Annotated in this window: 19 protein-coding genes; 14 read left to right on the top strand and 5 right to left on the bottom strand. The window is 66.4% G+C overall.

Features of this window, described 5'->3' with window-relative positions; translation table 11 throughout:
- The first annotated feature begins 156 nt into the window (after positions 1-156).
- From rbsK to BCO18175_RS14955, 4 genes are all read left to right on the top strand, one after another.
- Positions 157-1,083, top strand: a complete 927-nt coding sequence (gene rbsK / locus BCO18175_RS14970; RefSeq protein WP_174981979.1) for a ribokinase — start codon at positions 157-159, stop codon at positions 1,081-1,083.
- Between the two features lie 60 nt (positions 1,084-1,143).
- Positions 1,144-2,463: an MFS transporter gene (locus BCO18175_RS14965; protein WP_174981977.1), complete on the top strand. Its 1,320-nt coding sequence runs from the start codon at positions 1,144-1,146 to the stop codon at positions 2,461-2,463.
- Between the two features lie 44 nt (positions 2,464-2,507).
- Positions 2,508-3,452, top strand: a complete 945-nt coding sequence (locus BCO18175_RS14960; RefSeq protein WP_174981975.1) for a dihydrodipicolinate synthase family protein — start codon at positions 2,508-2,510, stop codon at positions 3,450-3,452.
- A gap of 768 nt (positions 3,453-4,220) precedes the next feature.
- The gene (locus BCO18175_RS14955; protein WP_174981973.1) at positions 4,221-4,868 is read left to right on the top strand and encodes a hypothetical protein; all 648 of its coding nucleotides are present in this window, start codon (positions 4,221-4,223) and stop codon (positions 4,866-4,868) included.
- Between the two features lie 195 nt (positions 4,869-5,063).
- Here BCO18175_RS14955 and fliD read toward each other — a convergent pair whose 3' ends face one another.
- A complete protein-coding gene (fliD, locus tag BCO18175_RS14950) occupies positions 5,064-6,563 on the bottom strand; it encodes a flagellar filament capping protein FliD (protein ID WP_174981971.1) in 1,500 nt (499 codons plus the stop codon).
- A 1,019-nt stretch (positions 6,564-7,582) separates the two neighbouring features.
- Here fliD and BCO18175_RS14945 point away from each other — a divergent pair.
- From BCO18175_RS14945 to BCO18175_RS14925, 5 genes are all read left to right on the top strand, one after another.
- Positions 7,583-7,996 (top strand): DoxX family protein, encoded by a 414-nt coding sequence (locus BCO18175_RS14945; RefSeq protein WP_174981969.1) that lies wholly within the window; start codon positions 7,583-7,585, stop codon positions 7,994-7,996.
- 337 nt (positions 7,997-8,333) lie between these two features.
- Positions 8,334-9,299, top strand: coding sequence for a dTDP-4-dehydrorhamnose reductase family protein (locus tag BCO18175_RS14940; protein WP_174981967.1), 966 nt, complete (start codon positions 8,334-8,336; stop codon positions 9,297-9,299).
- Between the two features lie 123 nt (positions 9,300-9,422).
- On the top strand, positions 9,423-10,331 hold the full coding sequence (locus BCO18175_RS14935; RefSeq protein ID WP_174981965.1) for a LysR family transcriptional regulator: 909 nt from the start codon (positions 9,423-9,425) through the stop codon (positions 10,329-10,331).
- 180 nt (positions 10,332-10,511) lie between these two features.
- A complete protein-coding gene (locus tag BCO18175_RS14930) occupies positions 10,512-11,840 on the top strand; it encodes an MFS transporter (RefSeq protein WP_174981963.1) in 1,329 nt (442 codons plus the stop codon).
- A gap of 81 nt (positions 11,841-11,921) precedes the next feature.
- Positions 11,922-12,905 carry a succinylglutamate desuccinylase/aspartoacylase domain-containing protein gene (locus BCO18175_RS14925; protein WP_174981961.1) on the top strand — a complete coding sequence of 328 codons (984 nt, stop codon included), beginning with the start codon at positions 11,922-11,924 and terminating at the stop codon, positions 12,903-12,905.
- A 64-nt stretch (positions 12,906-12,969) separates the two neighbouring features.
- Here BCO18175_RS14925 and BCO18175_RS14920 read toward each other — a convergent pair whose 3' ends face one another.
- Complete coding sequence (locus tag BCO18175_RS14920; RefSeq protein ID WP_174981959.1) at positions 12,970-14,622, bottom strand: methyl-accepting chemotaxis protein; 1,653 nt, start codon at positions 14,620-14,622, stop codon at positions 12,970-12,972.
- Between the two features lie 555 nt (positions 14,623-15,177).
- Here BCO18175_RS14920 and BCO18175_RS14915 point away from each other — a divergent pair.
- From BCO18175_RS14915 to BCO18175_RS14895, 5 genes are read left to right on the top strand one after another with little or no spacing between them, the layout of a single operon-like run.
- A complete protein-coding gene (locus tag BCO18175_RS14915; protein WP_174981957.1) occupies positions 15,178-16,365 on the top strand; it encodes an ABC transporter substrate-binding protein in 1,188 nt (395 codons plus the stop codon).
- A gap of 37 nt (positions 16,366-16,402) precedes the next feature.
- Positions 16,403-17,278, top strand: a complete 876-nt coding sequence (locus tag BCO18175_RS14910) for a branched-chain amino acid ABC transporter permease (RefSeq protein WP_174981955.1) — start codon at positions 16,403-16,405, stop codon at positions 17,276-17,278.
- Entirely contained in the window at positions 17,271-18,218 is a 948-nt protein-coding gene (locus BCO18175_RS14905; protein WP_174981953.1) for a branched-chain amino acid ABC transporter permease, read from the top strand. Before BCO18175_RS14910 ends, BCO18175_RS14905 begins: the two co-directional genes overlap by 8 nt.
- A complete protein-coding gene (locus BCO18175_RS14900; RefSeq protein ID WP_254608077.1) occupies positions 18,215-18,967 on the top strand; it encodes an ABC transporter ATP-binding protein in 753 nt (250 codons plus the stop codon). Before BCO18175_RS14905 ends, BCO18175_RS14900 begins: the two co-directional genes overlap by 4 nt.
- On the top strand, positions 18,957-19,679 hold the full coding sequence (locus tag BCO18175_RS14895) for an ABC transporter ATP-binding protein (RefSeq protein ID WP_174981952.1): 723 nt from the start codon (positions 18,957-18,959) through the stop codon (positions 19,677-19,679). The genes BCO18175_RS14900 and BCO18175_RS14895 overlap by 11 nt, the downstream gene beginning before the upstream one ends.
- A gap of 138 nt (positions 19,680-19,817) precedes the next feature.
- Here the strand turns inward: BCO18175_RS14895 and BCO18175_RS14890 are convergent, their stop codons facing one another.
- The 3 genes from BCO18175_RS14890 to BCO18175_RS14880 form a co-directional block, all read right to left on the bottom strand.
- Positions 19,818-20,210, bottom strand: coding sequence for a VOC family protein (locus BCO18175_RS14890; RefSeq protein ID WP_217483912.1), 393 nt, complete (start codon positions 20,208-20,210; stop codon positions 19,818-19,820).
- A gap of 55 nt (positions 20,211-20,265) precedes the next feature.
- Positions 20,266-20,538, bottom strand: a complete 273-nt coding sequence (locus BCO18175_RS14885; RefSeq protein WP_089429959.1) for a hypothetical protein — start codon at positions 20,536-20,538, stop codon at positions 20,266-20,268.
- A 905-nt stretch (positions 20,539-21,443) separates the two neighbouring features.
- Positions 21,444-22,076 (bottom strand): 2OG-Fe(II) oxygenase family protein, encoded by a 633-nt coding sequence (locus BCO18175_RS14880; protein WP_174981948.1) that lies wholly within the window; start codon positions 22,074-22,076, stop codon positions 21,444-21,446.
- Positions 22,077-22,129 lie beyond the last annotated feature (53 nt).

The following is a 22,129-nucleotide window of genomic DNA, read 5'->3' as shown; positions in this document are numbered from 1 at the left end:
TTGCATTCTCGCTCGACCTTGTGAGAATGTAAGCGCTATCTTGACGTGCTTCCGTATTGTGTCTGACCCATATTCTATCCATATCGTGAAATTTTCATCGACGACGGCCATTCCGGCCATTTTGTCCGTCGCAAATGTAAGCGGTTACATTCGGAAATGAGCTACACCTATCCACCGCGTATCGCCGTCGTCGGCAGCGTGAACATCGACCTCGTCACCCGTGCGCCGCGCCTGCCGGTGCCGGGCGAGACGCTGCTCGGCACGGATTTCCAGACCGTTCATGGCGGCAAGGGTGCGAACCAGGCGGTCGCGGCCGCGCGCCTGGGCGCGTCGGTCGCGATGATCGGCTGCGTCGGCGACGACGCGTTCGGTGCGCGCCTGCACGACGCGCTGGCGGCCGAGGGCATCGACGTGGCGCACCTGGACCGGATCGGCGGCACGTCGACCGGGGTGGCCACGATTACGGTCGACGAGGGCGGCGCGAACAGCATCGTCGTCGTGCCCGGCGCGAATGCGCGCCTCGATGCCGACCGGATCGACGCGGCACGCGAAGCGATCGCGGGGGCCGCGATGCTCGTGTGCCAGCTCGAAGTACCGGTGACGACCGTCGCGCGCGCCATTGCCTGTGCCTGCTCGCACCGCACGCCGGTACTGCTCAATCCCGCGCCCGCGCAGCCGCTGTTCGACGCGTTGCTCGCACGGGTCGACTACCTCGTCGTCAACGAAACCGAAGCCGAGTCGCTGACCGGCATCGCCGTCGGCGACGATGCGTCCGCCGTGCGTGCCGCCGATGCGCTGCGCGCGAAGGGCGTCGGCAACGTGCTGGTCACGCTCGGCGCGCGCGGTGTCTGCTGGCGCGGCGGTGCGAGCAACGGCCGCTTGCCGGCGATGTCGGTGACCGCCGTCGATACCACCGCGGCCGGCGACACGTTCGTCGGCGGGTTCGCGGCCGCCCGCGCGGGCGGCGCATCGATGGGCGACGCGATCGGCTTCGGCCAGCGCGCCGCCGCGATCAGCGTGACGCGCTACGGCGCGCAGACCTCGATCCCGACGCGCGACGAAGTGGCGCGCCTGGACCCCTGAATTCCGCATGAGACGGACAGGCCGGAACCGGCCGATATCAGTGACATGGAGACAACCGCAATGAACGAAAGCCAACCTGTTCCTCAAGCCCCGCCGCGGATCCGGCGCGGGCAGCGCATCGCGCTCGCGCTGCTGATGGCGAGCGGCATCGTCAACTACCTCGATCGCGGCACGCTGGCCGTCGCAAGCTCGGCGATCCGCGGCGATCTCGGCCTGTCGCTCGCGCAGATGGGGCTGCTGCTGTCGGCCTTCTCGTGGAGCTACGCGCTGTGCCAGTTCCCGGTCGGCGGGCTGGTCGACCGCATCGGGCCGCGCCGGCTGCTCGGGATCGGCCTGATCGTCTGGTCGTTCGCGCAGGCGGCGGGCGGCATCGTGTCGACCTTCGGCTGGTTCATCGTCGCGCGCATCGTGCTCGGCATCGGCGAGGCGCCGCAGTTCCCGTCGGCCGCGCGGGTGGTGAGCAACTGGTTTCCGCTGCGGGCGCGCGGCACGCCGACCGGCATCTTCAACGCCGCGTCGCCGCTCGGCACCGCGCTGGCGCCGTTGCTGCTGTCGATCCTCGTCGCGTCGTTCGATTGGCGCTGGGCGTTCGTCGCGACGGGCGCGGCCGGCCTCGTCGTCGCCGTCGTCTGGTTCGCGCTGTATCGCGATCCGGTGCGCGCGCAACTGTCCGCGGCCGAGCGCAGCTATCTCGATGCCGACGCGCAAAGCGTGGTTGCCGCACCGAAACTGACGTTCGCCGAATGGCGCGGCCTGTTCTCGCACGGCACGACCTGGGGGATGCTGATCGGCTTCTTCGGATCCGTGTACCTGAACTGGGTCTACCTGACCTGGCTGCCGGGCTACCTGACGATGGAACGGCACATGAGCCTGATCCGTACCGGCTTCGCCGCGTCGGTGCCGTTCCTGTGCGGGTTCGTCGGCTCGCTGCTGGCCGGCTGGCTGTCGGACCTGGTCACGCGCCGCAGCCGTTCGCCGGTCGTCAGCAGGCGCAATGCGGTGGTGGTCGCGATGCTCGGGATGGTCGCGTTCACGATTCCCGCCGCGCTCGTGCAGAGCAACACGGTGGCGCTCGCGTGCATTTCCGTCGTGATCTTTCTCGCGAACGCCGCATCGGCCTGCTCGTGGGCGCTCGCGACGGCGGCCGCGCCGCCGAGCCGCATCGCGTCGCTCGGCGCGATCCAGAATTTCGGCGGCTTCATCGGCGGCGCGCTTGCGCCGATCCTGACCGGCATCATTGCGCAGAAGTGGTCGTTCGTGCCGGCGCTGCTGACGGCCGCGGCGATCGCGTTCGCCGGTGCAATGGCCTACCTGCTGCTGGTGCGCAAGCCGATTCCCGAGCAGGCCGCGAGCGCCGCGTCCGGGCCGTTGCCGGCCTGAGCACGCGGCATGCGTCCCGCATTCACTGAAGCAAGGAGAAACAGATGCAACACCCGCAGCAATCGAACGTGACCATCGAGGGCATCGTCCCGGTGATGCTGACGCCGTTCGACGATGCCGGCGCGATCGACTACGCCGGGCTCGAGCGGCTCATCGAGTGGTATCTGGCGCACGGCGCCGATGCGTTGTTCGCGGTCGCGCAGTCGAGCGAGATGCAGTTCCTGAGTCTGGCCGAACGCGCGGAACTCGCGCGCTTCGTGGTCGAACGAGTGGCCGGGCGCGTGCCCGTCGTCGCGTCCGGGCACATCAGCGACGATCTCGACGCGCAGGTCGAGGAGCTATGCGCGGCGGCCGAATCGGGCGCGCAGGGCGTCGTGCTCGTGACCAACCGCCTCGATCCGCAGCGCAAGGGCAGCGGCGCGCTGCTCGACCATCTTCACCGGCTGCTCGCGCGCTTGCCGGCGGACCTGCCGCTCGGCCTGTACGAGTGTCCGGCGCCTTACCGGCGGCTGCTGTCGGATGACGAACTGCGCGCGTGCATCGACACGGGCCGCTTCGTGATGCTCAAGGACGTGAGCTGCGACCTGGAGACGGTGAAGCGGCGGGTCGCGCTCGCCGAGGGCTCGCCGCTGAAGATCCTCAACGCGAACGCGGCGATTGCGTGGGATGCGATGAAGGCGGGTTCCGCCGGCTTCAACGGCGTGTTCACCAACTTCCATCCGGACCTGTACCGGTGGTTGCGTACGCAAGCGCATACGAATCCGGCGCTGGCCGACGAGCTTTCGACGTTCCTGGTCGTTTCGGCGGTGTCCGAGGCGCTGGGGTATCCGGCGCTCGCGAAGCTGTATCACCAGCGGATCGGCACGTTCGCGTCGATCAAGTGCCGTGCGATCGACTACGACGTGCGAGAACGGTTCTGGGCGCTCGATGCGGTGCTCGACAAGATCGTGGCCGGCACCGAGCATTTCCGCCGGCGGATCGCTGCGTAATAGGGCACGCGGTGTGCCGTTCGAGGCTTGCGGTGCGCGACCGTATGGCGTGCCGCTCCGGCGGCCGCCTTCGCTCGCATGAGTACCTCGGGAGGCGCGCGGTAGCGGCGCGCGCTGGCCGTAGGCACGGTCGGCTTGTCGCGAAGCGTCGCGCACGCGATGCGACAAGCGACGTCGGTGGCGCACCTGCCACGGCCCGGATGCGGTGAGGCCGGCGCCGCGTTCTGGCCGAACGCGTAACGCGCGAACCCATCGGGATTTTCAATTCGGTCGAAGGCGGTGAATTCGCCATTCACAACCGGGTCGCCGCACTGGCCGGGCGGTCACAGGGGGCTGGTTGTCACGAATGACGGCGTGCCGCCGACACGACGCCGACGCACGGCTCCACCTTCATCCATCCCGTCGCACTATCGAGCCGCCCGCGAGCCGCGAGCCGCGAGCCGCGAGCCGCGAGCCGCGAGCCGCAAGCCGCAAGCCGCAAGCCGCAAGCCGCGAGCCGCAAGCCGCGAGCCGCGAGCCGCAAGCCGCGAGCCGCGAGCCCCAAGCCCCAAGCCCCAAGCCCCAAGCCCAACGCCGCCGCTCGTCCATCCGACCCGTTGCGCCCGGCGATCTTCCGCCTCCGCCACCGGCTGACCGGCGCATGTTCACGTAGGACGACAAAAGCACACAAATCTGATCAATCCCTTTCGGCGTTTCTTGTAACGATTCGTAATATCGCGCCGACGAGCGCTTTTTACCGACGAACCGTTGAATCCGCATCTGCTTCCCATGCAACACGCCACGACGACAGGCCAGCCACCGATTCTGGCGGCACCGGTAGATGCCATGCTGCACGCCGTGATCGACGAGGTCATCCACCGGAGCGTGTCGGAAGCGACGACGCGCAGCGGCTATATGCGATGTGCCGACTACGCGATTGTCGGCGCGCAGGTATTGACGCTGCTGACCGGCAAGCCCTACCGGCCGTTCGCGGGCGGGGAGGTGCTGGATTTCGGCGGCGGCAACCTGTATGCGCTATGCACGACGCGCGAGCGGCGCCGCACCGCGCGGCATCTGTCGCAACTGGCGAGATATCACTGCTGGATCGAGGCGCGTCACGACGACGTCGGCGGCCGTGCACGCAAGGAGATCGTCGATTTCACGCTGCGTCACGACGAGACCGTGGCGAGCAATCTGGGGGTGCCGTTCGCGCGCGCATACCAGGCGTATTTCTGGGGCTGGGACGACGAGCATATGGTGCCGGCCGAGCTGCACGATCATCCCGTCTTCGCGAAACAGGGCCCCGTGTGGCGCTGGGCCGAGCGTGAATGCACGTCGCTGCTGCGCGCGTACGAGCGCGAGCGGCCGGGCTATTTCGGGCGTCAGGTGTCGCGTGCGATCGACCTGTTCGCCGATCGCGTCGAAGGTCTCGGCTGACGGCACGCACGCTTCCGGCGAACCGCGGGCAGGCTGCCTGCCGCCAGGGCGCGAACCGGGGAAGAGAGCCCGGCGCTTGCTTGCGCACTGCCGGGCGTGAGCGATGTTTCCAGGCGGGACATCGTGTGCGGCGGCCACCGGTCGATGAATCGACCGGTGGCCGCCGCCACGATCATCGGGCGGCCCTGGCGTTCATCACTTGTTCGCCAGCGTGCCGGCGCTGTTGGCGCCGCCGAACAGCTGCGTCAGGTACTTCGTGTTCGAGTTCATCTTGGCCATCAGCGAGTTGAGCGCCGTGAACTGCGCCTGGTACTGCTTGGTCAGCTGGTCGGCGTAGTCCGTCAGGTCCGACTGCTGCTTGGTGACGCGCTTCAGATCGGCGCTCAGCGCGTTCGTGCGCACGTCGATCATCCCGTCTTTCTTCGTGAACGGTGCGATCTGCTCGGCCAGGCGCGCGCCGATCCCGTTCTTCGAGTTGAACAGACGCGCGACTCCCGCCTGGTTGGTCGACAGCGCACTGTCGAGCTTCGCGTTGTCGATCTTCAGCGTGCCGTCCTTCTCCAGCGTGATGCCGAGCGTCATCAGGTTCGTGTGCCCGTTGCCGTTCTCGTTGGGGACGCCGAGCGCGATGCTCGACGCGAGCGAGTTGCGGATCGTGTTCAGCGTCGAATCGCCGATCAACGCACCCTGCGAGTTCGCGCCCGGCGTGAAGCTCGTCAGCGTGCCCATCGTCTTGACGACGGTGTTGTACAGGTTCACGAAATTCGTGATCGTCGCCGCCTGCGCCTTCGTATCGGTGCTGATCGTCAGCGTCTGCGATCCGGTCGCGTTGATCGCGTCCGCCGACAGGTTCAGCGTGACGCCGGTCAGCACGCCCGACACCGCGTTGCTCGCGCTGGTCGATGCGATGCCGTTGAGCGTGAACTTCGCGTCCTGCGCGGCGGTGCTCTGCTGCCACGCGGCCGCGCTGTTCGCCGATTCGATCTTCGATGCGCCGCCGGACGTGTCGGCCGTCGACTTGACGCCGAGGTTCGACAGCCCGTTGTCGCCGGACACGTCGCCAACCGCGACGCTGATCGCGTTCGCCGAGCCGGTCTTCGTCGACGAGAGCACGAGGTGCGCGCCGTCGGTGCCCTTGATGACGGTTGCGCTGATCCCCGGGTTGTCGGATGCGGAGTTGATCGCGGCCGCAATGCCCGACAGCGTGTTGTTCGTGCTGCCGACCGGGACCTTGAACGACTGGCTGCCGAGCGACAGCGTCAACGTGCCGGTGCCGAGCGCCTTGCTCCCGTCGAAGCCCGACGACGCGAGCGCCTGCGCGGTTGCGATCTGCGTGACGCCGACCGTGTAGGTGCCGGCGACCGCACCGACGCCCGCGGTTGCGGTCAGGCCCTTGCCGCTCGCGACTGCGTTGAACGTCGACTGCAGGGCGCCGTTCTTCAGCGACGCGAGGCCCGCCTCGAGCGCGCCCAGCGCCGACGACAGCGCGCCGAATGCGGAAATCTGCGTCGTGCTGGTGGCTTGCGTCGACGTCAGCGCGGCCGCGCGGCCGGCCGTCTTCGCGTTCACCAGCACCTTGACGAGCGCGTTGATATCCGACGTATTGCCGGTCGAGCCGCTGATGATCGATTGCACCGCCTGTTGCATCACGCTGTTCGTATTCGCGCTGCTGTTCACGGGCGTGTTAATTGCCATGGGTGGTCTCCGGTTGGAAAGCGATCCCGTGACGAGCGGCTGCCGGGACGGCCTGCGGCGATTCGAATGCAGACCGTCTCCGGCGAGACGCGTTCCGGGGTTCACGGGAATGTCGGGAAAACGTAAGGACGTGCGCTATCGTATATTTAAATCGGCATTAATTGGTAATTTTTTGTAATGGTTATTGGGAAAAATGTGGGCGGGAGCGGGGTGATTAAGCGAGGGCTAAAGATCGGCGATTTTTTGCCGTTAACACATCGTTTTGATTAAATTCATTCGATGATTTTTGCCGGCATTGAAAACTTGCCGGGAACGTGAATGTTTTAAGTTTTTTCGTTTTCTCCACTAAACACCGGATCGGTTGACGGTGTGCGGAAGGCGATCTGCCGGCCCGGGATCAAGATGGAATCCGCGTCGGCTGGACGATTCCCGGCGTGCTACATCACTCGGCATGCCCGTGAAGCGTTTTCCTTTGCCAATGCGTATTTTCGGGCCATGTGTCTTTTTCTGAAACGAAGTGCACATCCGTTGGCAATGTTGACGGAATTTCGGAAATCAAACCGGTCTGCGTGAGCCGTGTATCCGGTTGTCGATGAATGACGGCAGGAATGCGTGTCGTGGCCGATCCGCGTCAATTGAATTCTGAAATGTCGACTGAATCAAGTGGCCTGAAACAAGAAGGGCATTTTTCATTCTCGTGAAACATCGGAAAGGTTGATCGGCACGGCTCGCAGGCCGTTGTCTAGTGGCGTCGCTGTCTCGAATTGTCCACTTGTATGTGACAGCGAATCTTTTTTTAGCGGATTGATGATTTCGTGTGGGACAGTAGACTGCATCCGTGCTTCGCCAGAACCGATCCGGAGCGCGCCAGGAACGGCGCGACCCGACGGATTCTTCGGCGGCGGGCCAGCCGGCTTGCTGTCCGATCGTGCGAGGAGTGGTTCGTTGCCGAACTGGCGCGCCGATTCGGCGCATATCGGCACCGGACGCATCAAACCGTCAATTCAAGGGTGATTGCTATGCGTTACGTTTCGCTGGAGTCGAAGAAGGACGAGCTGCTGCTGGCGGCTCGCGTGCTGTTGATGATCCTGTTCGTGCTGTTCGGCTGGCAGAAGCTGAGCGGCTTCTCGGGCACGGTCGCATACATGGCGTCGACGGGGAACCCGGCGCCCGAGCTGGCGGCCGCGATCGCGGTGGGGATCGAGCTGGCCGGCGGCCTGCTGATCGCGATCGGCTTCTATACGCGTCCGCTCGCACTGGTGTTCGCGGCCTACACGCTCGCGACCGCGTTGATCGGCCATCGCTACTGGGCGCTGCAGGGGATGGAGCAGTACATGGCGATGATCAACTTCTACAAGAACGTGAGCATCATCGGCGGTTTGCTGTTGCTCGCGCTGACTGGCCCGGGGCGGTATTCGTTCGACCGGAAGTAAGGCAGCACGACGTTTCCTGCAGGTGTGACGGCCCGGTGCGCGAAAGCGCACCGGGCTTTGCTTTTTGGCGATGATCGTGACGTGGCGGCTCCGCAGACCGCTCGCGCGGCGAGGAGGCCGCGTGGTGTGTCGACATCGCCCGCAGAACCGGTGTCGATCCGGCGGACGGTGCACCGTGCCAGGCGCCAGCCGCTGCACACATGACGCACGCCTGTCGAGGGGGCTCCGATCTGCCACGACGATGTACCGCCTGTCATACTCGGCTATTCTCCGCACGACCATGGCTCGAACGTCGATCGCGACTTCGCGCGCTCCCACGTCCCCCGAATTGCCGCCCATGCCAAACCTGACCACGTCCACCGACCTCCCGACCGTCCTCCTCCTCGGCGCCGCCGGCCTCCTCGGCCGTGCAGTTGCCGCATCCCTGGCCCGCGAATCGTCGCTGAACCTCGTCGCGACCATCCGGAACCCGCAAAGCGCAGGCGCCAGACGTCTCGCACTGCCCCCGGAAAACCTCGCCGAACTCGACGTCCTCGACGAGCCGGCCCTTGAGCACCTGTTCGCCACCAGCCAACCGGCCGCCGTGATCATCTGCGCGGCCGAGCGCCGTCCGGACGTCTGCGAACGCGACCCTGCCGGCGCACGCGCGATCAACGTCACCGCGCCGGCCCGCATCGGCGCGCTCGCCGCGCGCCACGGCGCATGGACGCTCGGCATCTCCACCGACTATGTGTTCGACGGCAAGGCCGCCCCGTACCGTGAGGACGCCGCGCCGAATCCGCTGAACATCTACGGCCGCACGAAGCTGGAAGGCGAGGCGGCACTCCTCGCCGCGTCGTCGCTGTCGTGCGTGCTGCGCCTGCCGCTGCTCTACGGCCCGATCGTCGACTGGAGCGAATCGGCCGTCACGAGCCTCGTGCCGGCGATCGTCGCCTCCGCGCAGCCGGGCGCCGACGCGGTCGGCATGGACGCATGGGCGATCCGCTACCCGACGTATACGCCGGACGTCGCGGACGTGATCCGCGACCTGACGCTGCGCCATCTCGCGGGGGCATCGATCACGGGCCTTCGTCACTGGTCGGGCGAGGAGCCGATGACGAAGTACGACATCGCGCAGCGGATCGCGGCCGCGCTCGGCATCGAAGCCGCGCTCACGCGGATCGACCAGCCGACCGACGCGACGCCGCGCCCGTACGATTGCCATCTGGACGCATCGCGCGTGCGCGCCGCCGGGATCGACCACGCGACGCCGTTCGATACCGCGCTGCGCGCCGTGCTGCGCGATGCGCCGCAGGTGCTGTAGGATCGGGCGCCACGCGCGGCCCGCGCCGCATGAGCTCCATCTGCCCATGCGGCGGCCGCGCAACGTATGACGTTCGCGAGCGAGCACCGGCCCGCACCTCACCGCCCACCCAGGAGCCCAGCCATGCAACTGAAATGGCTCGAAGACTTCGTCGAGCTTGCGCGCACGCGCAGCTTCACGCGCGCAGCGGAGAACCGGTTCGTCACGCATCCGGCGTTCGGCCGCCGTATCCGGTCGCTCGAGGAATGGGTCGGCGCGCGGCTGATCGCGCGCACGAAGCCGCTCGAACTGACGGCGGCCGGCACCGTGTTCCTCGATGCCGCGTCGAACGCGCTCGACATCCTGCACGGCGCCCGCACGCAGCTTCAGGAAGCGGCGCCGGTGCTGGAGAACAATCTCCGGATCGCGACCGGCCGCACGCTCTCGGCCACCTTCTTCCCCGATTGGTACGACGAGGCGGTGGCGCGCGCAGGCTTCTTCACGGCGACCGTATCGACCGGCAGCGCGGAGGAGGCGATCCTGCAGCTCACGGCCGGCGACGCCGACATGCTGATCGTCTATTCGAGCCCGCACACGCGGCTACTGATCGATCGCGACCGCTTCGACTGGCTGTCCGTCGCGCGCGAGGTGCTGGTGCCGGTCAGCGCGTTCGATGCGCGCGGCAGCGTGCGCTACCGGCTGCCGGCCGGGCAGGCGCCGGTGCCGTGGCTCGCGTTCGCGCGCACGCTGACGCTGCGCGCGGTGCTCGCGCGCCATCTTGCCGAAATGCCGAACCGCCCGACGCTACGGCCCGTGTACCAGGCCGATTCGTATGAAGCGATCCTCGCGATGGCGCGTCGCGGGCTCGGTCTCGCGTGGCTGCCGCAGCGGCTCGTCGCCGACGACGTGCGGCGCGGCGAGCTCGCGATCGTCGGCGGCGCCGACTGGCAGATCGGCTTCGACATCGCGCTGTACCGGCGCCGGAACGACCCGCACCCGGTACTGGACGCGATCTGGCGCACCGCGCCGTCACGCGACGACGGCGCGGCATAGCCGCTCCGGACAGCGGCGCCGGGGCCCGCGCGCCGATCGGCACGATTGCGTGCCGAAACGGCACGAACGCCCGCCCCGCGTTGCCTACACTCCGCGCTTGACTGGCCCGAACGGCCGCCGGCAACGCCGTGCACCGTCTTTCAAAATCCTGACGGCCAGCATTACCGGAGGAGCACAGGGATGACCCGCAACACGCACGCCGCGACGCCGGCCCCGCACAACCCGTGGCGCGAGATCTGCGCCGCGAGCATCGGCAACGCGCTGGAGTTCTACGATCTGCTGATCTACGGCTATTTCGCGATCGTGATCGGCCAGCTGTTCTTCCCCACGCACGACGCGGCGACCTCGCTGCTGCTGTCGGTGGGCACGTTCGGCATTTCGTTCATCACGCGCCCGCTCGGCTCGATCGTGCTCGGCAGCTATGCGGACCGCGCAGGCCGCAAGGCATCGCTGACGATGTCGATCGGCCTGATGATGGTCGGCACCGCGATGATCGCGTTCGCACCGACGTATGCGCAGATCGGCATCGCGTCGCCGCTCGTGATCATCGTCGCGCGGATGCTGCAGGGTTTCTCGACCGGCGGCGAATTCGGCGCGGCCACCGCGTTCATGGTCGAGCAGGCCGATGCGAAGCGCCGCGGCTTCTTCGCGAGCTGGCAGATGTCGACGCAGGGGCTCGCGACGGTGCTCGCGGCCGGCGTGTCCGCGCTGCTGAGCCTGCTGCTGACGACCGACCAGCTGCATGCGTGGGGCTGGCGCGTCGCGTTCTCGGTCGGGCTGCTGATCGGCCCGGTCGGGCTCTACATCCGCCGCAACATCGACGAACCGGCCGATTTCCGCCGGCTTGGCGAAAAGGGGCGCGCGAAGTCGCCGCTGCGCGACGTGTTCGCTCGCGATCGCGCGAACCTGCTGCTCGGCGCGGGCGTCGTCGCGACGGCCACGGCGTTCAACTACGTGCACAAGCTGTACATGCCGACGTACGCGGTCAAGCAGCTGCATATCCCGGCCACGTCGTCATATCTCGGCGCGGTCGTCACGGGCGCGATGCTGATGGTCGCCGCGCCGGTTGTCGGGCATCTGTCGGATCGTTTCGGCCGCATCCGCGTGATGCTGATCGCGCTGATCCTGGTCGGCGTGACGACGTGGCCGCTGTTCGTGATGTTGAACCGCTATCCGACGGTCGAGACGCTGCTCGCGGTGCAGGCGCTGGTCGGCCTGCTGATCGCGGTGAGCCTCGCGCCGCTGCCGGCGCTGCTTGCCGACATCTTCCCGACGAGTACGCGCGGCACGGGCCTCGCGCTGTCGTACAACTTCTCGGTGACGCTGTTCGGCGGCTTCGCGCCGCTGATCGTGACCTGGCTGATCGACGCGACGCACAACAAGCTGGCGCCGAGTTTCTACGTGATGGCCACGGCAGTGCTCGGGATCACGTCGGTGATCTCGCTCGGCCGCCGGATGCGCGGCGCGGCGGCCGCCGCCACGCCGTCGACCCGCGCGACCGAGGCGTGACGCGCCGGCCCCGAACCCGATTCCGGCGCAACCGGCACATGCCGGCTGCGCCTTTCCCGAACCCTGTTGAGCCTTTCCGACATGACCACGCTTGAAGCCATCCGTGCCGCGTTGCCGGCCTATCCGATCGAAGTGGCCTTCCCCGACATCTCGCGCTGGCGCGCGGGCAATACGGGCATCGACTATCTGCATACGTTCGACAGCGGCCGGCCCGGCAAGCATGTGATGATTCTCGCGCTGACGCACGGCAACGAAGTTAGCGGCGCGATCGCGGTGGACACGTTGCTGGCCGCGGGCCTGCGCCCGGTCGCGGGCCGGCTGTCGCTCGGTTTCGGCAACGTCGGCGCGTACGAGCATTTCAGCGCGGCGAATGCCGATGCGACGCGCTACCTCGACGAGGACATGAATCGCGTGTGGACGCCGGCCGCGCTCGACGGCACGCGCGACAGCCGCGAACGCGTGCGTGCGCGCGCGATGCGCCCGCTGCTCGATACGGTCGACCTGCTGCTCGACATTCATTCGATGCACGAAGCGTCCGCGCCGCTGATGATGACCGGCCCGCTTGAAAAGGCGATCGCGCTGGCGGCCGCGATCGGCACGCCGGAGCACGTGATCATCGATCGCGGCCACGCGAACGGCACGCGGCTGCGCGACTACGGTGGCTTCGGCGATCCGGCGAGCGCGAAGAATGCGCTGCTGATCGAGACGGGCCAGCACTTCGCCGCGAGCGCGCGCGATGTCGCGCTCGACAGCGCGGCGCGCTTCCTGCTGCATGCGGGTGTGGTCGCGCGCGACGACGTCGCGGCATTCCTCACGCAAGCCGCGCCGGTGCGGCAGAAGTTCGTCGAGATCACGGAGCCGGTCGTCGCGCGTTCGATGGACTTCCGGTTTTCGCAACCGTTCACGGGGCTCGAGGTGATCGAGCAGGCCGGCACCGAGATCGCGCGCGACGGCGACGACGTGATCGTCACGCCATACGACCACTGCGTGATCGTGCAACCGTCGATGCGCCATCTCGGTGTGAACGTCACGATGATGCGGCTGGGGCGATTGCTGGATCGCTGACGTCGTCTGCGGCGAGCCGCCGGTATCTGGCGCGCTCGGCCTTGCTCAGCCGGTGCGTTGCTCGCTACACCGCATACGATTCACGCACCGGTGTGGAGCGCTTGCCGAACGCGGTCGAGACAGGCGGGCGTGCATCGAGCGTTTCCTGTCGCGGCGGCGCGCCGTCGTCGTCGCGGACGGTGAACGTCGAAATCATCGCGACGAGCTGCCTGCTCTGGTCGTCCAGCGACTGCGCGGCGGCGGCCACTTCCTCGACGTACGCGGCGTTGTGCTGCGTCGCCCGGTCCATCTCCGACACGGCCTGATTGACCTGGTCGATGCCGTGGCCCTGCTCGGTCGACGCGGCCGCGATTTCCTCCATCAGGTCGGTCACGCGCGAGATCGCGTGCATGATTTCGGCCATCGACGTGCCCGCCGCGTTCACGAGCGCCACGCCGCCGCGCACACGATCCACGGAATCGTGAATCAGGCCGCGGATCTCCTTCGACGCCGCCGACGAACGCTGCGCGAGCGAACGCACCTCCGACGCGACGACCGCGAAACCGCGCCCCTGTTCGCCGGCCCGCGCCGCTTCCACGGCGGCATTGAGCGCGAGGATGTTGGTCTGGAAGGCGATGCTTTCGATGATGCCGACGATTTCGGCGATCCGGCCGGAGCTGGCGTCGATGCTGCCCATTGCATCGACCACCTGCGAGACCACGCCGTTGCAGCGTTCGGCGACCTGCACGGCCTGCACCGCGACCTGACTCGCCTGGCGCACGTTGTCGGCGTTCTGGCTCACCCGCGACGAGAGTTCCGCCATGCTTGCCGCCGTTTCCTCGAGCGATGCCGCCTGTAGCTCGGTGCGTCGCGACAGGTCGAGGTCGCCCGCCGAAATCTGCGCGGCCGCCGACGCGATCGAATCGGCGCTCGTCTTGATGCCGTTGATCGCACCTGACAGGTTCGCCTGCATCCGCTTCATCGAATAGAGCACGCTGCCGCGATCGTGCGGCGCGGTCACGATGGCGGCCGTCAGGTCGTTCGCCGCGATGCGCCCGGCAATCTCGACCGCATAGCCGGGCTCGCCGCCCATGGTACGGACGATGCCGCGATTGATCGCCACGACGATGCTGCCCATCACCAGTGCGATCGCCGCGCAAATGCCGAGGCTTTTCGCCAGGCTCGCGTAGAACGCGGAATCGATGTCGTCGACGAACAGGCTGGTGTTGATGATCCAGTCCCATGGCCGATAGGTGTCGACGTACGCGACCCGCACGGCGTCCGTCGTGACCCCGGACGTTTCCTTCGGATAGTCGAAACGCTGGAACCCGCTGCCGGTCTGTCGCGTCACGTCGATCTGCGCCCGGATGATCGCGGCGACCTTCGGGCTCAGTTCGTTCAGCGACTTGTTCTGCAGCGACGCGTCGAACGGATACATCAGCACCACGCCCTTCGAATTCACGATCGAGAAATAGCCCGAATCGCCGTAGCGCATGCCCCGGATGACATCCATCGCCTGCCGTTGCGCTTCGTCGACGCTCAGCGCGCCCGAGGCGGCCCGTTTCGCGTACGTGTCGACCGTCGCGAGCGCGATCTGCGTGGCATGAACGAGATCGAGCTTGCGTTCATCGACGCGCATCTCGCGGCTCCGGTACGCGTCGGTGACGGACAGCAGGACCAGGCAAAGCAGGCTCAGCACCAGCGGCAACCCGAGCCGCTGCTTGAATGACAGCTTCATTGTCGTGAGATCTCCTCGTTGTTGTCGATGTACCGGTCGCGGCGGGCCCCGGCCCGTCCGGCCGTATGCGATGCGCGGGCAGCGCGCTTGCCCGGTTCGTGTCGTTGCGGCGGCGACGGAAGGGGGCGCGCCGCACTTTGAATACGGCGATACGCAGCGCGGCCGATGCTACTGAGCGCCACGTCGAGGGGTCAATCGTGAGCGGTTGCGCGTTCCGTACATTGGGGCCGACGACGTGACGATGCGTTGTCGTCGGAGCGCGGCCTGCTCGTTCGGACTGCAAAGGTGACGTGCCGCGGCGTACCACGTGCCGCGTATGGAAAAGGGCAGCGGGTTGCCACACGGCGGATCGCCATCCGCATGAACGTGTTGCCGATGGTTGGCCGAGACGGCATCGTCCGGTGTGCCGGTCGTCGGGATTTCCCCTGATTGTCCAGATCGTTTCGCGTCCTTCGCTTTCGATGTACGGAACCGTTCCGGCGCGCGCGTTGTTCTTCCTTCGGAGGGCGAATCTAATGCTTTCCACAAACAGCCCCACTCACGGAGGAGACCGCCATGTTGCATCCGACCATTCGCCGCCTGCTGCGCACCTCGATCGCCATCGCCTGTTGCGCGCATGTTCCATTGTCGACGGCGGGCGAGACGATCAAGCTCGGGCTGTCGGTGCCGCTGTCCGGCTCCGGTGCGCCGTGGGGCGTCGGTGCGGACTGGCTGTGCCGCAAGGCGGCCGCCGAGATCGCGGCATCGGGCGGCGTGCGGGTCAAGGGCCAGACGGTCAACTTCGAGTGCGTGACCTATGACAACAAGTACAACGCGGCGGACGGCGCCAAGGTCGCGCAGGCGCTGGTCAACAAGGACGACGTGAAGTTCGTCGCCGGCAGCATCGGCACGGCGCCGGTGCGCGCGCTGCAGTCGCTGACCGAGCGCAAGGGCGTGCTGTTGTTCACGACCGCGTGGGGCGCGAGCATCAAGGGGCCGAACTATCCGCTGACGTTCACGCAGATGAACACCACGCTCGAGATCGCGCGGCCGCTGACCGGCTTCATCGCGAAGACGCACCCGATCAAGACCGTCGCGTTGCTGAACCCGAACGACGCGACGGGGCAGGAAACCGAGAAGATCGCGCGCAAGGCGTGGGAGGCGGTGGGCGTCAAGGTGGTGTCGAGCGACTGGTACGAGCGCGGCAGCAGCGAGTTCCAGCCGGTCGCCGCGAAGCTGAGCGCGCTCAAGCCGGACGGCATCGATCTGTGCTCGACGCCGCCGGCCGATGCGGGAATCGTGTTCAAGGAGCTGGGCGGCCTCGGCTGGAACGGCGTGAAGATCGTCGAGGTGGGCACCGGCGCGAGCGGGCTGATCGCGACGGGCGGCAGCGCGGTGCAGGGCGTGTACCTCGGCGCGGCGGTGAGCCTCGACGGGGCGTCCGCGACCGCGCACCAGCGCGCGCTCGACGACGGCGTGCGCAAGGCGACCGGCGATTCGATCAATGCGGTGCAGATCGGCATCTACGACGCAGTCTATGCGCTGAAGGCGGCGATGGAGAAGGCGCAGAGCACCGCGCCGGCCGACGTCGCGAAGGCGATGAACGGCGTGACGTTCACGTCGTTCTACGGCGGCAGGTCGGGATTCGGCGGCAAGGCGGTGTATGGCTCGCCGCAGCAGATGCTGTTGCCGGTGATCGTCACGCAGCTCAAGGACGGCAAGCTCGTGGAAGTCACGCGCATCGCGTCCGGCGAGCTGCGCTGAGCGTGGCCGCACCCAACCTTTCGATGCGGGCGGATTCATGCAGACGCTTCTCCAGTTGATCTTCACCGCGCTGCAGATCGGCGCGGTCTACATTCTGTTCGCGCTCGGGCTGACGCTGATCTTCGGCGTGCTGCGCATCGTCAATTTCGCGCACGGCCAGTTCTTCACGCTGTCGGCGCTGGTCGTGTCGGTGACGGTGCCGTGGTTCGCGAACGGCGGCCTGCCCGTGTGGCTCGCCTACGCGTTCGCGTGCTTGCTCGGCGTGATCGCCGCGTCGGCATTCGGCGCGCTCGTCTACGAGGTCGGCTTCAAGCGCGTCGAGCGCGACATGACGGGCTCGTTCATCCTGTCGGCCGGGCTCGTGCTGATGGTCGAGGGCGGTTTCATGAAGCTGTTCGGCGGCGGCGTGCGCCCGGTGCCGCCACTGATCGACGGCAACGTCGACGTGCTCGGCGTCAGCATCGCCGCGCAGCGCCTCGTGCTGTGCGGCGTGGCCGCGGCGCTCACGCTGCTGGTGACGCTCGCGCTCGGCGGCACGCGCTTCGGCAAGGCATTGCGCGCGGTGTCGATCGACCACGAAGCCGCGATGCTGCAAGGCATTCCGTACCGGCGCATCGCGTTTCGCGGCTTCGTCGCGGCCACCGCGATCGGCGCGGTCGCGGGCGCGTTGATCGCGCCGGTGGCCGCGGTCACGCCGACGCTCGGCGATGCGTATCTGGTCAAGGGCTTCATCGCCGTCGTCATCGGCGGGATGGGCAGCGTGCCCGGCGCGATCCTCGGCAGCCTGTTCATCGCGTTCGTCGAGAGTTTCGTCGGCTTTTATTTCGATCCGTCGGTCGCGAGCCTCGCGATCTTCGTCCTCGTGATGGCGGTGCTGCTGGTTCGACCGAAGGGGCTGCTCGGCCATGAATGATCGTTGCTTTCGTTACGGGTTGCCGGCCGTCGTGCTGGCCGCATTGCTGAGCGTCGCCGCGGGTTCCGGCTACGCGGGGAACCTCGTGATCTGGATCGCGATTGCGGCGATGATGGCGAGCAGCCTGCGCTTCGTGCTGCTGATCGGCGAGCTCAATTTCGCGGTCGCCGCGTTCTTCGGCCTCGGCGCGTATGCGAGCGGCGCCGCGACGACGCTGTGGCAATTGCCGTTCGCGATCGCGCTGCTCGCGAGCGGAGTCGTTGCGCTGCTGGTCAGCGCCGTGTTCGGCTATGTGACGCTGCGCGTCAAGGGTCCGTACTTCCTGCTGATCGGGTTCGCGTTTACCGAGGCGCTGCGCATCCTGTACACGCGTTCCGAATGGCTGGGCGGCAACTCGGGGATGGTGGGCATCTTTCCGCCGGCGCTGCTCGGCGACTGTTTCCCGACCTTCGTGGTGGCGGTGGCCGGCGTGCTGATCCTGCTGCTCGCATGGATCGAGCACTCGCACGTCGGGCGCGTGTTCGTCGCGATTCGGGACAACGACAACGTCGTGCGCTCGGTCGGCATTCCGGTGCATGCGATGAAGGTGCTGTGCTTCTGCATCGCGTCGTTCGTCACCGGCATCGCGGGCGCGCTGCAGGCGTTTTCGAACAACGTGATCAGCCCGCTCGACTTCGGCTTCATGTTGTCGACGTTCGCGCTTGCGTACCTGAAGGTCGGCGGCGAGCGGCACGCGCTCGGCCCGGTGGTCGGCGCGGTGCTGCTCGTGCTGCTCGCGAGCGTCGCGCAGCGCTTCGGCGGCGGCGAGCAGATTTTCTACGGCGCGGCGATCGTGTTCGGCGTGCTGTTCATGCCCGATGGCGTGACGGGATGGCTGGCGCGCCGCCGCGCCGTGCGCGTGAAGACGGCGCTGCCGTCAGTGACGGGAGACGTGCGATGACCACGATGAACACGCCGTCGGTCCGGCTGCGCGCGGAGGGCCTGTCACGACGCTTCGGCGGGCTGCTGGCCGTGTCGGACCTGAGCCTCGAAATCCGCGAGCGCGAGATTCTCGGGCTGATCGGCCCGAACGGCGCGGGCAAGAGCACGACGTTCAACCTGCTCAGCGGCTTTCTCGCGCCGAGCTGCGGCCGGCTGGAAATCGGCGGCCACGACATGACCGGCCGCTCTCCCGAGACGATCAGCCGGTACGGGCTCGTGCGGACCTTCCAGCACGGCAGCCTGATGCGCACGATGACGGTCGAGGACAACATCCTGATCGGCGCGATCGGCGGCATGCGCGGCACGAGTCACCGCGAACGCGCGCGGCGCGTGCGGGAAACGGCCGAGCTGGTGGGGTTGCAGCAGGTACTCGGCGATACCGCCGGCGACTTGCCGCACGGGCTGCAGCGGTTGGTGAGCATCGCGATCGCGTTCGCGCCGCGGCCGCGGCTGCTGTGCCTCGACGAACCGCTGACGGGCCTGAACCAGACCGAGGTGGGCGCGGTGCTCGAGACGTTCCGCACGATTCGCGATCGCTTCGACACGTCGATCCTGCTCGTCGAACACAACATGAAGGCCGTGATGCGCACCTGCGACCGGCTCTACGTCCTGCATCACGGCCAGTTGCTGGCCACCGGCACGCCGGCCGAGATCCGCGAGGATCCACACGTGCTGGCCGCCTATCTGGGGAACGTGAATGTCGACTGACGCGCCCACCCTCGAGGTGACCCACCTGAAAGCGGCGTACGGCGTCGTGCCCGCGTTGCATGGCGTGAGCCTGCGCGTGATGCGCGGGCAGGTCGTCACGCTGATCGGCGCGAACGGTGCCGGCAAATCCACACTGTTGAAATGCGTGAGCGGGTTGCTGCCCGCGGCGCACGACGCGGTCCGGCTGTTCGGCCGCCCGGTGGGCGGGCTGCCGCCGAACGCGCTCGTCGGGCACGGCCTGGCGATGGTGCCCGAAGGGCGGCGGCTGTTCGGCCCGATGACCGTGCGCGAGAACCTCGAGCTCGGCGCGTACAGCCGGCGCGACACCGCGGGCATCGCGCGCAGCCTGGCGCGCTGCCTGTCGTTGCTGCCGGACCTGACGGCGAAGCTCGACAAGCCCGCCGGGTCGCTGAGCGGCGGCCAGCAGCAGATGGTGGCGGTGGCGCGCGCGCTGATGGCCGAACCGAAGCTGCTGCTGCTGGACGAGCCGACGATCGGGCTCGCGCCGGCCGTCGTCGACCACATCGCACGGGTGGTGCGCGAAGTCAGCCGCGACGGCGTCGACGTGTTGCTGGTCGAACAGAACGCGGAGATCGCGCTCGGCATCGCGGACTACGGCTACGTGCTAGAAGGCGGTTTGGTGGTCGCGCATGGGCCCGCGCAGGACCTCGCGGCGAACGACGACGTGCGACGGGCGTACATGGGGATGTAGCCGGCAGCGCGCGCCGCTCATGGCGGTGCGGCCGGTGGAATGGATCGGGTTCGGGGCTGCTCGTGCGGCAGCTGGATCGGCCGTCATGCCACGGTGATCATGCTGCCTGTCAACGCTGGCAGCATGAATCCCGGTTGTTCACGCAGGTTTGTGGAACGCGCAAAGCTTGTTGCCGTCCGGATCGCGCACGTAGGCGAGGTAAAACCGGCCGAACGGCGTGTTCCGTTCGTCCGGTGAATCTTCGCAGGTGCTGCCGCCACGCGCCAGGGCGGTGGCGTGAAAGGCCTCGACCTGCTCGATGCTGCCGATCGCAAACCCGATGGTGCCACCATTGGCGATCGTGGCCGGCTTGCCGTCGAGCGGCGACGTGATGACCAGCAGGCAATTGTCGTGCTGGTACACGATGCGCGGCGAATTGAAATCGATAGCATGGGTACCTGAACGGCAGCGACAGGGGGCGGGCAGCGGGCATGAAGGTGTCATGTTACGCAGTGTCGACACCGCAGCCCGCGGTGGCGCTGGATTCAGCATGTCAATCCAGCCCCGGGCTCCACGTATTGATAATCGTCGAGCGTTTCAGGGTTGATTAGCGAATGGCAAAGCGGGTCGCCGGCGAGCCGTTCGCGCAATTATTTCCATAGATAAAAAGATTTCTGTTTTCCGAGTATGCCTGGTAAATAATTGAATAAACTTCCTTGGCACCGAACGAGTAGACGCCGTCGTTGATGGTCACCAGCAGGTTGCCGGTGGTGTCGGTTTCGATCTTGTCGATCTTGCCGGCTTTGCAAAGCGCCTGGGCGGACGCGCACGTGGATGCGAGCATCAGTGCTGAAAACAGCACGGTTGCGATCTTCTTCATGACTTTCCTTCGAAAATGAATGGAGTAATGCGATTTGACGACGTCGGTCACGTCCGGAGAGACTGCTCTGTCTTTCCGGATTGCTGATTCACAAGTGTCTGGAAATCAACGGTGGCCTGGCAAGGGGAAACATTGTGACAAAGCACGAATGCAATGATTCGTGCTGCGCCTCCGTTATATCGTTGATTTCTGCTCGCGGTGTTGCGGCGCACAACACAGACTATTTAGTTGGATTTGAGAATTCCAATCGAATTAATTTATCGTTAATCGGGTTCGATAATTTTTTGTTTGAATGCGATTTCATTGAATTCTGCGTCTTGTTGTTTTTGTTTTTAGATTGTTTCGGTATTTAAATAATCGGCGACTAATATTGATTCGATGGTTGATGGTGGAGCGGGCATGGCAGGCGCAACGCATGGGCGTCCATCGAGGTCCGGCATTCGAGAGAGGGGCGAAACCCTGGACGAGGAACCACGCAGGTCTTGTCCCGAAGTCCGGGCGTGTGGTTCGGCCGGTCGGCTTCTCGCTAGCTCGATCAAGCCATGATGACCCGCTGGTTCTCGGGTTCTTGCTCTTGCCAACGGCCGATGAGGATCGACGGCGCCCGGTCGATGGCCGGGCCACATTGAACGGGATTTCGGACGTGCCGCACGCCGGCGTTTTGCGGGTCGATCCGGCACATGCCGCGCGCCCCCGGCGGGGATGAAGCGACAAGTCGCGCCCGATGGACTGACGCAAACCCGGGCGCAAACGTCACCTTGTCGAGGAGGCTCGCGGCATCCTGCCTGCGATCAGGGCCGCAGTGCCGATCGACATGACGCCACGGCATTCGACACAACGCGCGATGCCATTCCGGTGGTGCCGACGTTACCTGCGGAAACGCGGCACCACGGCACCGATCGAGGTCACTCGAGCATGGTGCGGCGATAGAAGGCTTTGCGCTGTTGCGATTCCTTTTCGCCGTACAGGAATGTCACCAGCGAAAAGCGACGCCCCGATACGACCGGGGTGACTTCGTGGAGCATGCGTCCGGAGAATACGATGGCGCCGCCGCTTTCCGCGCGATACAGATCGTCGCAAAATTCGGGAAATCTGAGGCAACCGCCTTCGTATTCGCCCACGTTGAGATTGATCGCGATTGCGAACAGGCGGTGGGAAACGCCCTCCAATATGTCATCCCGGTGCGGCTTGAAGTAGCCGCCTGTCGATGCTTCGTAGCACCCCACTCGAAATTCCTCGAAGCGTGTCACATCGAACCGAAATGCCATTTGTATGGCCGGGCAGACTTTTTCGGTAATGTGAACTTTCAACTCGTCGAGAAGATCCGATTCGCCGATGAAATGGTCGAGACGCGCCTTGACTTCACGATCGTACATTCGCTTGAGGCTCCCATCGGTCTGCTCGACCATCATGAACGATTCCTCGCTGCCGGTATGCCAGAGGTCGATGAGCTTTTGCCGCGTTTCATGGGGTATGACATCCGGAATGATCAGAACAGGCGCCGCTTGCGTGACGATATTGCTCTCGATGGTAGTCATATTGGAATCGCTCTTCTGTTTTGGGTGATGTGCAGATCGCAGAATGCGCGTCG

Origin of the sequence: Burkholderia lata (genome assembly GCF_902499335.1) — a bacterium.
GTDB lineage: Bacteria > Pseudomonadota > Gammaproteobacteria > Burkholderiales > Burkholderiaceae > Burkholderia > Burkholderia lata_B.
This window is presented reverse-complemented; position numbering and strand designations above follow the sequence as displayed.